We start from the raw sequence: 13347 nt of genomic DNA, 5'->3' as shown, positions 1-13347 counted from the left end.
AGCTTGTGCGCACAAGCCGTGCAAAGTGCCGATTCGGTGGTTCTGCGCATTCTGCTCACCCCCGGTGGGTGGTCTATGCTGCGCCAATGGCCAATGAGGGCGCGCCGGCCGTGCGATTGAGGACTCAAGTTCTGCTGTTGCAGATCGTGGTGGTCACCCTGACCCTCGGCGTCGCCTTCGCCGTCTTCGGCTACCTCAGCGACGGGCGCCTGCGCGACGGATACGGCCAGCGCGCCCTCGCGATCGCGCGCACGGTCGCCGCCGAGCCCGTGGTTCGCGAGGAGGTGACCAAGTACGCGCCCGGGGCGATCAGCACCGACCCGCAGGTGCGCGAACAGCTGGCCGCCGGACCGCTGGAACGGATCGCGATCGACACCACGCAGCGCACGGACGCACTGTTCGTGGTGATCACCGACGACTCGGGCATCCGGCTGGCGCATCCGGACGCGGCGCGGATCGCCGAGCACGTGAGTACCGATCCGTCCGGCGCGCTGGCCGGGCGGGAGGTGATCGCCGAGGAGCGCGGCACGCTCGGGGATTCGGTGCGGGCGAAAGTTCCTGTGCTGGAACCTGGTTCGGACCGTATCGTGGGCGCGGTGAGTGTGGGCATCTCCACCGACGCGGTGCGCGATCAGCTGCTCGACGACCTGCGGACCGCCGGGTTGCTGATCGGCGCCGCGCTGCTGGTCGGAATCGCGGGATCCATGCTGCTGGCCCGACGCTGGCGCGGGCTGACGCTCGGATTGGAGCCGGCCGAACTCGCCGAGCTGGTGCGTGGCCAGGCCGCGGTGCTGCACGGCATCGGCCGCGGCGTGCTGGCGGTCGATTCCGCTTGGCGCACAACGTTTGTCAACGACGAGGCGCGCAGGCTGCTCGGCATCGGCGCGGACATCGGGCGGCCGGTGGACGAGATCGGGCTGACCCCACGGGTACTCGAGGTTTTCCGCGGGCTCGACGAGCAGCCCGCGTCGGCCACCGTCGGTTCGCACATCGTCGTCGTCGCGGCGCGGCCGGTGCACCGGGACCGGCGCGATCTGGGCGCGGTGCTGACCGTGCGCGACCGCACCGACGTGGAGGCGCTGACCCGCCAGCTCGACGCCGTGCAGTCGATGAGCACGGTGTTGCGCGCGCAGCGCCACGAGTTCTCCAACAAAATGCACCTGATCAGCGGCTTGCTACATGGCGGACGCACCGAGGAAGCCTCGCGGTCGATCGATGAGATGATCGGCGCCGGCCCGCTCGGGGCGGCCGCACCCGGCATCGACGCGATCCACGACGCCTACCTCCAGGCGTTCCTCGCGGCAAAGGCGGCGCACGCGCGCGAAGGCGGCGTCGAGCTGGTGCTCGGCCCGAACACCTGGGTGGACGGCAGCCTAGCCGATCCCGTCGACGTGACCACCGTGCTCGGCAACCTGCTCGACAACGCGATCGAGGCGGTGCGCGCCTCCGACAATCCGGTCAAACAGGTGGAAGTCGAACTGGTGCAGGAGGATTCGACGCTGCACATCGTCGTCGCGGACAGCGGTGACGGCGTCGCGCCGGAGTTGATCGACGTCCTGTTCACCGAGGGCACCTCGACCCGCGACAGCGGCGACGTGCCCGGCGGCCGCGGCGTCGGCCTGGCGCTCATCCGGCAGATCGCCCGCAATCACGGCGGCGATGTCCGGCTGGCCAGTCCGCGCGGGGGTACTCCCCCGTTGACCGGTGCCGAATTCAATGCCCGCATACCCGAAGTGCTCGTAGACAGTAAGGCGTCATGGCTCCATCAGATCTGACCGTTCTCGTCGTCGACGATGATTTCCGCGTGGCGAACCTGCATGCCGGAATCGTCGACTCCATCGCGGGTTTCACCGTTGCCGGGACCGCCAACACCCTGGGCACGGCGCGCGAGATCCTGGCCGCCGAACCGGTCGACCTGGCCCTCGTCGACGTCTACCTGCCCGACGGCTCCGGCATCGACTTCGTCCGCGAATTACGCTGCGACGCCATGGTTCTGACCGCTTCCACGGACAGCGGCGCGGTGCGGGCCGCGCTGTCCGCCGGCGCGCTCGCCTTCCTCGTCAAACCCTTCCCGCACACCGAACTCGCCGCCCGCCTGGCCGCGTACGCCCGCTACCGGCGCATCCTCACCGCCCCGCAGGTGGACAACGCGCGCGTCGACGCCGCCCTTCAAGCCCTCCGCCCCACCACGACCACCCACGCTCCCACCACCGTCGCCTCCCCCACCAAAGACCTTGTCCTGCACTCGATTCTCGAAGCGGGCACCCCGCTCTCGGCCGGCGAGGTGGCCACCGCCATCGGCATCTCCCGCGCCACCGCCCAGCGCTACCTCGCCAACCTCGTCGGCACCGGAACCCTCCGCATGAGCCTGCGCTACGGCAGCACCGGACGGCCGGAACAGGAGTACTCGGCGGTTACCCGCGAGGCGAAGACGGATCGCTGATTCAGGCCGGGAAGCGGCGCGCCCAGGTCTCGTGTTCGATACGGGCAGTGTTGATTACGGTGCTGAGCAGGCGGTACCAGCCGGTGGCGGTGATCAGTTCGAGGATTTGGTCGTCCGGGTAACGGGCGCTGAGTTCCGTCCAGAGCCCATCGGAAACTGTTGCGGTGTCGTGGATTTCGTCAACGAGCCGCACCAGGACTGTGTCGTCCGCCGACCAAGCCGGGTCGTCGGGCTTGCCGATGACCGTCGCGTCGATCTGCTCGGCCGTCAATCCGACCTCGGGAGCCTGGATTACGGCGTGGATGCCCCATTCGTATTCGGCGTTCGCGCGGGCACAGGTGCGAAGGATGACGATCTCGCGGTCGCGGGGCGGGACGCGGCCGTGGCCGAGAATGCCGGCGCCGAGGGGGCGCATGCGGCCGAAGAGGTCGTCGTGCAGTGCAAGGGTGCGGAACAGAGCCAGCGGTTCGATGGCCGAGCCGGGCGGCATCCATTTGAGTAGCTGCGCCTCGATTTCGGGAGCATAGGGCGGGCTCAGCGGGGCGATGCGTGCGGTGTCACTCATGGTAGATCCTCATGCTTGCAGCGATGACGGAGTATTCTTGCTTCGAAAATCAGAGCAAGGATGGTGACGATGGTAGCTTCGGAATCCGAAGCGAACAAGACTCCGGCGGTCGGCGAACCGGTCCGGGGATCACAGACCGGGCGGCCGATCATGGTGCTGCTGGATCTGCTCGGCCGGCGGTGGGCGCTGCGCGTGCTGTGGGAGTTGCGCGACGGACGCGCCGTGACGTTTCGCGAGTTGCAGGCGCTGTGCGGCGGCGTATCGGCGAGCGTGCTCAACGATCGCCTACGCGAACTGCGCGACGCAGGGGTCGTCGCCGCGGAACCCACCGGCTACCAGCTCAGCGCCGACGGCCTCGACCTCGTCGCCGCCCTCGCGCCCCTCCAGGTCTGGGTGCAACGGTGGGCCGAGCACTGACGCACGCCTTCTGATTTTTCGCACCAGGATTTGCATGCGATTCTCGGTGCGGGAAATCAGAAGGCGTGCGGCTACTTCGGCGGCGTGCCGATCGTGCGCACTTTCTGTCCCTCCCAATGGAATTGGACACGGGTGACGGTGCCGTCCGGGCAGGCATTGCAGCTGCCGGGCGTCTTGTAGGCCAACCCGACGGTGTCGTCGGTGGTGCGGTCGACGTCCAGCGAGGTGAAACCGTGCGCCTCGGGCGTCGCGGTGCCGAGGTAGTTGCCCTTGTGGAACAGCAAGGCCTGGTTCGGCGAACTCCCCGTCGCCCCCTGCACCGTGATGATCACGGTGGACAGGGTGGCGCACGGATCGAAGTTCCCCTCGAAACCGCGCGGATCGCTCGACCACGCCGCGTGCGTGACCGGCTCGACCGGCAACGCGGTGATCGCGGACTGGATCACCGACGCCGTCAGATCGACACCGCACCGGGCGGGCAGCCCGGACGTCGTCGGCGCCGCATTGTGCACGTGGGTCTCCGACGACCCCGTGTCGTTGTCGGCGGCACATCCGGCCGCCGCCACGGTCAATCCGGCGCACATCACGAAGACAGGTCGAGCTATCCGCACCACGAAAGATCCTCTTCAGGTCCGCCGACAGATTCGATCGAGCTCGGATCAGCCTAGGCGGTCGAGGCGGGCGAGGGCGCATTGGCCACCGCGAGGTATTCGATGACCTGATGCAGGTCCGGATACAGCCGGTGGGCGAGCCGGCGGGACTCCTCGGTCGGCTGCACCAGGTCCGGGACGAGGATGCAGCGCAGGCCCGCTGCGTGCGCGGCGCGCAGACCGTTGGTCGAATCCTCCAGCGCGAGTGTGGTTTCCGTCTCACCGCCGAGCGCGGCCATCGCCTCGAGATACGGCTCGGGGTCGGGCTTGCCCTTGGTCACGTCCTGACGCGTCACCACCACGTCGAACCGGTCCGCGATGCCGGCCAGTTGCAGATGATGGTCGGCGCGCTCGCGCGACGAGGAGGTGGCGATCGCCTTCGGCACACCCTGCGCTTCCAGCGCGTCCAGCAGCTCGACCGCGCCCGGCTTGGTCTGCAACCGGCCGCTGTCGACCAGCACGCGCAGGTGCTCGTCGTGCAGCGCGAAGTACTCCTCGAGCGGGAAACCCCGCCCGTACGCGGCCGCGGCCAGGGTACGGCAGCGGTCGGCGGGGACGCCGATCATGCTGCGGCAGAACTCGATCGGCATCTCGTAGCCGAGCTCGGCGCCCGCAGTGACCAACGACTCCATGGCCAGGCTCTCCGAGTCGATGAGCAACCCGTCCATATCGAAAACTACCGCGCGAACCGGACTTTCGGCGTTCATCCGTTGCTCCCTTCCGCCTGCGGCGCCAACCTGCGCCGGACCGCGACCTCGACCCCGTCGCGGCTGATCTCCGCCAGGGCGTCACCGACCTGTCGCTGCACTCTATCCAGCTCCGGTAGCGTGCCGAAAATATCGGTGCGCTGCAAGAACGCCTGCGCACAGCGGTGCGGATCGCTGTCCACCAGCACGGCGAGCGAGTCCTCGCGCGGATCGATCAGCTCCATCACCGCGCCGGGGGCGTGGCTCGCGGTGAACCAGCGGATCCAGGCGGCGATCAGCAGGGTCGCGCCGGGCGTGGGGCGACCCGCCTCGATGTTGTCGCGCAGCGCGTCGACGACCCGGGGCATCATCTTGTCCGAACCGTTGCGGCCGATTCGGGTCATGTCCTGGGCGATGGCCGGATTGCGGAACCGACGCATCAAATCGTCCACGGTCCTGCGCAATTCGGGTTCGGCGAGGGCCAGCGTCGGCCCCTGCTCGTCCAGCATGAACTGCCGGGCCAGCGCCGCGAGCGCCGGACTGGCCGTCGCGTCGGCGATGGTGCGGTGCCCCGCCACGCCGCCGAGGTAGGCCAGCAGCATGTGCGTGCCGTTGAGCAGGCGCAGCTTCGCGAGCTCGTAATCCTTGACGTTGGCGACGAATTGGGCGCCGCCGAGTTCCCACTGCGGGCGTTCGCCCTCGAAGTCCTCGATGGTCCAGGTCATGAACGGCTCGGCCGAGACCGGCGCGAGATCCTCGATGCCGCCGAGCCAGTTGCGCGCCACCGCGGCGTCGGTCGGCGCGGTCGGCTGCACGATGCGGTCCACCACGCTGTTCGGGAACTGCACGTGCCGGGCGATCCACTCGGCAAGGTGATCGTCGCGCAGCAGCGCGAAATCGATGACCGCGCGACGGAGGGTGCTGCCGTTGGCGCACAGGTTGTCGCAGCTGATCACCACCGGCGGGGTGCCGCCTCGACGGCGGACCAGCTCGAGCCCCTGCGCGAGCATGCCGATCGGGGTGATCGGCCGAGTCGGCGAGCGCAGGTCATGACGGACGCCGGGGCAGTCCACCTCTAACCGGCCGGTGACCGGCGAAACGCAGTAGCCGCTGGCCGTGACGGTCAGCGTGACGATCTTGACCCGCGGATCGGCGATCCGCTGCGGCACCCCGATCAGGTCCGACGGGGCGTGGATCGCCTCGGTGATCGAGCCGACCACCTCCACCCGTGCCTGCCCGTCCTCGTGCAGCAGCGTGGTGTACAGGTGATCCTGCGCCCGCAGTGCGTCGACGACGGTCGGGCGGTTGATCGCGACGGCGGCGATGCCCCAGCGCGGATCGCCGGTCTCGTTCATCGCGTGCTGAGTAGCCAGGGCCTGGTGCGCCCGGTGGAACGAGCCGCAGCCGAGGTGCAGGATGCCGGTGCTCAGGCTCCGCGGGGCAAACCCCGGCTTGGCGACCGTGGCGGGCAGTCTGGTGAGCATGTCGGTGGACAGGCGCGGCACCACCTTGCCCGGTATCCGGGACGTCATTTCGGTTCGAGTTTTCTTCGCCGTAATCAGCGGCACACGCATGTGCGGCCTCCGTTGGGTCTGCGAGAAGGGGCGATATAGAACGCCGTATCAGCATTGACTAAGCGCCGTTTCACACGGTAGGTCAGGCACGCCAGTATTTCGACAGCAAACCCCGAATTTGCCAACTGAAGGCAGTTCGCCGCAGGTCACCGGACGTATTGCAAATATTCCGTAAAGCACCACCTCAGGCCGCATGAATCGGCGGCAACAACTGGAAACGAGCACTGCCAAAATGCGCGCTGGTGACATCTGTCACGCGCCGTCATTTCCGATTTGCCCGATAGGGAACGCTTTAAGATTGTTCTAAGATTTGCTGAAGAATTGCCGAATTATCGCAGGAGAATACGGCGTAAACACGGTCGCCGGCGAACAGTGGAACGACGAGAGGCACTGTCGCATACACGTTTCCAGATGGAAGCATTGCAAGGGTGGCGACGAGGCGCAGCTACCGTCCGGCACGGATCGTAAGCAAGACTAAGGTTGCTTCACGGTTGCGGACGGTCGATGGTCAGATCGGAGCTGCCTCCGCTAGCGTCGAGACATGAGCCTGGACGTCGCAGTTGTCGGATACGGATTGGCCGGGTCGGTCTTCCATGCTCCGCTGATCGCCGCCGAACCACGGATGCGGGTCGCGGTGGTGGTGACCGGCAACCCCGAACGTGCCGCCCAGGCCGAACGCGAACATCCCGGCGTGCGGGTCGTCGCGACCACCGATGAGCTCTTCGCGGATCCGTCCGGCCTCGACCTGGTGGTCGTCGCGACGCCCAACCGCACGCACGCGCCGCTGGCCGCACAGGCCTTGGACGCGGGACTGCCGGTGGTCGTCGACAAGCCGTTCGCGGTGACCGTCGCCGACGGCGAAGACCTGGTCGAACGCGCCGAGCAAGCCGGACTCGTGCTGACCGTCTTCCAGAATCGACGCTGGGACGGCGACTTCCTGACCGCGCGCGCCCTCATCGAGGCGGGCCGGCTCGGCGAGGTCCGCCGCTTCGAGTCCCGGTTCGAGCGCTGGCGTCCGGTGCCGAAGGGCGGCTGGCGCGAGGTGGGCGGCGCCGCCGACGGTGCGGGACTCCTCTTCGACCTCGGCAGTCATCTCATCGATCAGGCGCTGACGCTGTTCGGGCCGGTGAAATCCGTGTATTGCGAACTGGATCGGCGACGTCCCGGCATCAAGACAGACGACGACGCCTTCGTCGCGCTCACCCACACCTCGGGAGTCCGCTCGCACCTCTGGATGAGTGCCGTTGCGCCGCAACTGGGCCCACGCTTCCGCGTGCTCGGCTCCGAGGCCGGCTACGTCGTCCACGGACTCGATCCGCAGGAGAGCGCGCTGCGTGACGGTCGCCGGCCTGACGACGGCAAGCCTTGGGGCGCAGTCGAATCCGCGCACTGGGGGGTGCTCGGCGCGGAACCCGCCGTCGAACCGGTCGCCACCCTCGCGGGCGACTACCCCGCCTTCTACGCCGAACTGGCCGCCGCGCTGCTCGACGGCGGCAAAGTGCCGGTCGACCCGCGCGACGCCGTTGCCACCCTGCGCATCCTGGACGCCGCGCGCCGATCGGCCGCCGACGGCGAGATAGTCGCCGGGTAATCGCCGGCACCCTCGAATATTGGGCTGGCGACCCGCGCCGGAGATCGATAACGTCGACGCTCGGTGTCGGCCGCGCGCGGGTCGGCCGTTCGGCTGAGAGGAGACCCGCATGGGTTCAACGATTTTCGCGGTCTGCTTACCGCTGGCCCTGGCCTTGGTGATGTTCGGACTCGGATTGACCTTGGCCGTGGACGATTTCGCCAGGGTGCTGCGCTATCCCAAAGCGGCGGTGGTCGCCCTGCTCTGCCAGATGGTGCTACTGCCCGCGGTCTGCCTCGGCCTGATCTACCTGTTCCAGCTCGAAGGCGCGCTGGCCGTGGGCATGCTGTTGCTCGCCGCGTCGCCGGGCGGCCCGTCGGCCAACCTGTTCAGCCACATCGCGGGCGGCAACGTCGCGCTGAATATCACGCTCACCGCGATCAATTCGGTGCTCGCCGTGTTCACCATGCCGCTGATCGTCGCGTTCGCCTACAGCCGGTTCATGGACGGCGACGGGTCGTTCGGGCTGCGGCCGGACAAGTTCGCGCAGGTGTTCGCGATCGTGCTGGTCCCGGTCGCGATCGGGATGTGGGTGCACCGCCGGTTCACCGGGTGGGCCGAGCGGATGCGCGGGAACGTCAAGATCCTCTCCATCGTGGTGCTGGCGCTGGTGGTGCTCGCGGCGGTGGCGAAGAACTTCGGCACGCTCAGCGAGAACATCGGCAAGCTCGCCTCGCTCAGCCTGGTGTTCGCCGTGATCAGCCTGGCCGTCGGCTATTTCGTGCCGCGGCTGTGCAAGGTCGACGCGGATCAGGCGATCGCCTCGGCCATGGAGATCGGTATTCACAACGGCGCGATCGCCATCGCCATCGCCGGTTCCGTGCTGCACAACGACGCGATGGCGGTGCCGGGCGCGGTGTACGGGGTGCTGATGAACATTCCCGCGGCGATCGCGGCCTATCTGCTGGCGAAGTATGTCCGCCATGATCGTCCGGCGCCGGTGCCGAGCACGGTGGCCGGTTGACAACCGGTAACTGAACCGGACAGCACGTCGCCGGGTAGGTAACCTTTCGATGTTCGACACTCGAAGGGAACCAGCATCGCGATGCGACCGCTCGGCGCAGATGATCCGACGCGGATCGGCGACTACCGGCTACTCGGCGTGCTCGGTGCGGGCGGCATGGGGCGGGTCTACCTCGGTCGCAATGCCGGTGGCCGGACCGTAGCCGTCAAGGTGATCCGGCCGGATCTGGTCGGCGACAACGAATTCCGCGAGCGGTTCCGCCGCGAGGTGACCGCGGCGCGCCGGGTCGGCGGACAGTTCACCGCGCCGGTGCTGGACGCCGACGTGGAGGCGGACCCGCCCTGGCTGGCCACCGGATACGTCGCCGGATTCTCGCTGACCGAGGCGGTCGGGGAGTACGGACCGTTCGCCGAGAACTCGCTGCTGGTGCTCGCGCACGGGCTGGCCGAGGCGCTGGTCGCCGTGCACGCCGCCGACCTGGTGCACCGCGATCTCAAACCGTCCAACGTGCTGCTCGCCCTCGACGGCCCCAAGGTGATCGACTTCGGCATCGCCCGCGCGATCGATGACAGCCAGTTCACCACCACCGGAAAGGTCATCGGCTCACCGGGATTCATGTGCCCCGAGCAGGTCACCGGCGACCCGGTCGGCCCGGCCACCGACGTGTTCGCGCTCGGCGGCGTGCTGGTGTTCGCCGCCACCGGGCAGGGTCCGTTCGGCATCGGCGACATGGTGCAGATGCTGTGGCGAGTCGTCTACGAGGAGCCGCGCCTCGACGCGGTCCCGGATCGACTGCGCCCACTCATCGCCGCCTGCCTCACCAAGGATCCCGCCGCCCGCCCGACCCCCGAACGCATCATCGCCGACCTGACCGCCCTCGGCCTGCCCGGCCGCGGCGGCTGGCTCCCGGGTGCCGCGTTGGAGGAGGTCAGCCGGCGTGCGGTGCAGTTGCTGGATCTGGACTCCGGGCCGTTCGATGTGCCCGACGCGTTGAGCAAGCAGCCGAACCCGACCCGGACAGCGGAAACCGTGGTGCAACCGTTCACGGATCCGAACGCGCGGCCGGTCACGGATCCGAATGCGCGGCCGGTCACGGATCCGAACGCGCGGACCGCCACCAGCATGCCCGGTGCCGGACAACCGAATGTCACGCCGCGATCGTGGTGGAAGGGTGCGCCCGATCCCGCAGGTCAGCAGTATTCCTATGGGCCGCAAGACGGTTCGAACACCCCGCCGCACGCCCAGGCGGCGCCGCAAGACCGGTCCTATACCCCGCCGCACGCACACCAATACGTGGCGCCGCAAGACGGGTCGTACGGCACTCCGTACCCGCAAGGCGGGCCGTACGGGACCCCACACCCGCAGGACGGGCCATACGGCGCGTCACAGCCGGGCGCACACCCCAACCGCGCACGCCGCCGCATCGCATTGATCGCCGGCGGGCTGGTGCTGTGCCTCGTGGTAGCGATTGCCGCATTCGTGATAACCAAACAGTTCACCGATTCCAACAGCTCCACCGACCACTCCACCGCGTCGCCGGGCGACCCGGCCGCCGAATTGCCGGAAGCGTTCGTCGGCGAATGGAAAGGCGCAGTCGAAGACAAACTGGCCACCTTCGACGTCGTGCTGACCTTGAATGCGGGAACGGTCGGCGACGAACTCGGCAGCTCCACCAATACCGGGCGAGTCTCCGGCGCGACCTGCGGCCGAGCGGAAACATTGACGGCCGCCGACGACGAACAACTCACCCTCACCGCACGACTCACCGAGGACGGCGGCGGCTGCAACGACGACGGCAAGACCACACACCTCCAGCTACTCCCCGACGGCACATTGTCCTACCGCACCGCCAGCATCATCGGCGACATGTCCGGAATACTCACCAAGACCTCATGACCCGGCTTGCGCTACCCGTTAGCTGAGGAAGTGGCAGACTGCGAAACATGGGCGATGCTTCGGGCAGCAGTTCAACACCAACCATCACCTGCGCGGGTCGCGTAAGAGCGCAGGCCGAGGCGCATCAGCGGGCGGGACGGCTAGCCGCCGGCCTCGCGGCGGCGGGGGTGCGGCCGGGTGATCGGGTGGCGATGATGATCCGCAACGACATCGAGTTTCTCGAGGTGTCCCTGGCGGTCGCGGCGTGCGGGGCGAATTCGGTGCCGATCAACACGCGCTGGCAGGTGCCGGAGGTCGCGCACGTGCTCGGCGACAGCGGTGCGCGCCTGGTGATCGCGCACACCGAGTTCATCGATATCGTCGAAAAGGCTGTACCGCAATCGGATACGACCATCCTCGAGATCGCCATGCCGAGCGAACTGCTCGCCGCGACGGGAGCGGACCCCGCGCTGGCCGAGCCGACCGGCAGGCACGCCACCCTGGAACAGTGGATCGAAACGCACGTCGAACCGCTCGGCCGCATCGAGGGCTCGCGCGACGACTCGACCGGTCTGATCTACACCTCCGGCACCACCGGCAAACCCAAAGGCGTACTGCGGGAACGCATGACGCCACATCAGTGGCTGTCCATCGCCGGCAGCGCGGCCAAGCGGCTCGGCCTCACACCGCGCGGGCAGGCGGTGATCCCCGGCCCGCTCTATCACGCGAGCCCGAACGGCATTGCCACACTTGCCTTGCGGGTCGGCACGAACATCACGATCATGCCGCGCTGGGACGCCGAGGAATTCCTGCGCCTGATCGACGAGCGCCGCATCACTCAGGCCAAGGTGGTGCCGACCATGCTGTCGCGGCTGCTCTCGCTGCCCGCGGACGTGCGCGCCCGCTACGACGTCTCCAGTCTCACTCACATCATCCACTCCTCGGCCCCCTGTCCGCCCGCGGTGAAGCGGGCCGCGATCGACTGGTTCGGCGACGCGCTGATCGAGTTCTACGGCTGCGCCGAAGCCGGCACCATCACCTGGATCTCCGCCAGCGAGTGGCTGGCGCATCCGGGCAGCGTCGGCCGCCCGGCGGACGGTGCCGCCGTCGTGGTCCTCGACGACGCGGGCGAGCCGCTGCCCACCGGCCAGACCGGCCAGGTGTTCGTGCGCGGCGCCGACTACTGGCCGAAGTTCCGCTACCTGCACGACACCGGCGAAGCGCCCAGTCCGCTACCGGATTTCCTCGCCGTCGGCGACCGCGGCTACCTCGACGAGGACGGCTACCTCTACCTCACCGGACGCTCCAGCGAGCTGATCATCTCCGGCGGGGTGAACATCTATCCCGCCGAGATCGAGAACGCGATCATGGCCCTGGACGGCGTCGAGGACGTCGCGGTGTTCGGCATCCCGCACTCCGGCGATCTCGGCGAAGCCGTTGCCGCGCAGGTCGTTCCGCGCCCGGGCGCCGAGCTGAGCGCGGACGGCATCCGGGCCGGCCTGGCCGGGCAGCTCGCCGCGTACAAGGTGCCGAGGGTGCTGCGGATCGTCACCGAACTCCCCCGCGACGATGCCGGGAAGATCTACAAACGTCAGCTCCGAGCGGAGATGTCCGACGCCGGATAAGGTGCGGCGGTGGACAGAGCCGAATGGGTCGAGCGGGGCACCTCCATCGTCGACCGCTTGACGACAACGCAAACCCAGCCGCCGTGGTGGTTGGTGGCCGGTGCGGGCGTCGTGGCGCTCGTGCTGGTCGGATACACCCCCGTCTGGCGGTTCACCCGCAATATCGTCACCATCGCGCACGAGGGTGGGCACGCGCTGGTCGCGCTGCTCACCGGGCGCAAGCTCAACAGCATCCGATTGCATTCGGACACTTCGGGTCTCACCGTGTCGAGCGGAAAGCCCTACGGGCTGGGCATGATTCTGACGACGATGGCGGGTTATCCGGGGCCGCCGCTGCTCGGGCTGGGCTTCGCCGCGCTGCTCGGCGCGAGCCGGATCACGCTGATGCTGTGGGTGGCCATCGCGCTGCTGGCCGCGGTGCTGGTCATGACCCGCAACGTGTACGGCATGCTGACCGTATTCGCGGTCGGCGCAACGGTGTTCGCGGTGTCCTGGTTCGGCACCGACACGCTGCAGGCGGGTTTCGCCTATCTCGGCGCGTGGTTCCTGCTGCTGGCCGGGGCGCGGCCGGTGATCGAGTTGCAGCGCGGGCGGTCCCGGCAGTTGCGCAGCCGCTATCAGGAGGACGTCGCCTCCGACGCGGACCAGCTCGCGCGCCTCACGCACCTGCCGGGAATCGTCTGGGTCGGGTTGTTCGGGCTGATCGCGGTGGGGTCGCTGGTGATCGGCGCGGGCTTCCTGATCTCCGACATCTCCGGCGTCTGCCTGCCGGGCGGAACCTGCGCTCCCGGGCAGTAACACTCCGGAGCCGGCTCGGTGGCTGCCCGCGGACCATCCGGTCGGCTAATGTTGGGCCACCTCCGGTTTCGCCGGAGCCTCTCGCCCTCGCCGGCGCCGACCGTCTGCGCACGATCGACC

12 protein-coding genes are annotated in these 13347 nt (G+C 68.4%); 8 read left to right on the top strand and 4 right to left on the bottom strand.

All coding sequences use genetic code 11. From position 1 onward, the window contains the following. Nucleotides 1–86: 86 nt before the first annotated feature. On the top strand, nt 87–1775 hold the full coding sequence (locus F3087_RS37915) for an ATP-binding protein (RefSeq protein WP_191094340.1): 1689 nt from the start codon (nt 87–89) through the stop codon (nt 1773–1775). After that, nucleotides 1757–2443: a response regulator transcription factor gene (locus F3087_RS37910; RefSeq protein WP_150406972.1), complete on the top strand. Its 687-nt coding sequence runs from the start codon at nt 1757–1759 to the stop codon at nt 2441–2443. Before F3087_RS37915 ends, F3087_RS37910 begins: the two co-directional genes overlap by 19 nt. 1 nt (nt 2444) lies before the next feature. Here F3087_RS37910 and F3087_RS37905 read toward each other — a convergent pair whose 3' ends face one another. Further along, complete coding sequence (locus F3087_RS37905; protein WP_150406971.1) at nt 2445–3008, bottom strand: carboxymuconolactone decarboxylase family protein; 564 nt, start codon at nt 3006–3008, stop codon at nt 2445–2447. Nucleotides 3009–3077: 69 nt separating this feature from the next. Here F3087_RS37905 and F3087_RS37900 point away from each other — a divergent pair, with 69 nt between their 5' ends. Further along, on the top strand, nt 3078–3425 hold the full coding sequence (locus F3087_RS37900; protein WP_150406970.1) for a winged helix-turn-helix transcriptional regulator: 348 nt from the start codon (nt 3078–3080) through the stop codon (nt 3423–3425). A 71-nt stretch (nt 3426–3496) separates the two neighbouring features. Here the strand turns inward: F3087_RS37900 and F3087_RS37895 are convergent, their stop codons facing one another. The 3 genes from F3087_RS37895 to F3087_RS37885 are packed head-to-tail and all read right to left on the bottom strand — an operon-like array spanning nt 3497 to nt 6335. Next, the gene (locus F3087_RS37895; protein ID WP_150406969.1) at nt 3497–4039 is read right to left on the bottom strand and encodes an LppP/LprE family lipoprotein; all 543 of its coding nucleotides are present in this window, start codon (nt 4037–4039) and stop codon (nt 3497–3499) included. 50 nt (nt 4040–4089) lie between these two features. Then, nucleotides 4090–4782: an HAD family hydrolase gene (locus tag F3087_RS37890; RefSeq protein ID WP_150406968.1), complete on the bottom strand. Its 693-nt coding sequence runs from the start codon at nt 4780–4782 to the stop codon at nt 4090–4092. Next, nucleotides 4779–6335, bottom strand: coding sequence for a mannitol dehydrogenase family protein (locus F3087_RS37885; RefSeq protein ID WP_150406967.1), 1557 nt, complete (start codon nt 6333–6335; stop codon nt 4779–4781). The genes F3087_RS37890 and F3087_RS37885 overlap by 4 nt, the downstream gene beginning before the upstream one ends. A 541-nt stretch (nt 6336–6876) precedes the next feature. On the opposite strand from F3087_RS37885, the gene F3087_RS37880 reads away from it, so the two are divergent. The 5 genes from F3087_RS37880 (at nt 6877) to F3087_RS37860 (ending at nt 13227) form a co-directional block, all read left to right on the top strand. Beyond that, nucleotides 6877–7926: a Gfo/Idh/MocA family protein gene (locus tag F3087_RS37880; RefSeq protein ID WP_150406966.1), complete on the top strand. Its 1050-nt coding sequence runs from the start codon at nt 6877–6879 to the stop codon at nt 7924–7926. A 109-nt stretch (nt 7927–8035) separates the two neighbouring features. Beyond that, nucleotides 8036–8929 carry a bile acid:sodium symporter family protein gene (locus F3087_RS37875; RefSeq protein WP_150406965.1) on the top strand — a complete coding sequence of 298 codons (894 nt, stop codon included), beginning with the start codon at nt 8036–8038 and terminating at the stop codon, nt 8927–8929. Nucleotides 8930–9010: 81 nt separating this feature from the next. Further along, nucleotides 9011–10825, top strand: coding sequence for a serine/threonine-protein kinase (locus F3087_RS37870; protein ID WP_150406964.1), 1815 nt, complete (start codon nt 9011–9013; stop codon nt 10823–10825). Between the two features lie 47 nt (nt 10826–10872). After that, the gene (locus F3087_RS37865) at nt 10873–12429 is read left to right on the top strand and encodes an AMP-binding protein (RefSeq protein WP_150406963.1); all 1557 of its coding nucleotides are present in this window, start codon (nt 10873–10875) and stop codon (nt 12427–12429) included. Nucleotides 12430–12438: 9 nt separating this feature from the next. Further along, nucleotides 12439–13227, top strand: a complete 789-nt coding sequence (locus F3087_RS37860) for a M50 family metallopeptidase (protein ID WP_150406962.1) — start codon at nt 12439–12441, stop codon at nt 13225–13227. The last annotated feature ends 120 nt before the right edge of the window (nt 13228–13347 follow it).

The organism is Nocardia colli, assembly GCF_008704205.1.
GTDB lineage: Bacteria > Actinomycetota > Actinomycetes > Mycobacteriales > Mycobacteriaceae > Nocardia > Nocardia colli.
The sequence above is the reverse complement of the archived record's forward strand: the minus strand, read 5'-3'. Positions and strand labels throughout refer to the sequence as shown.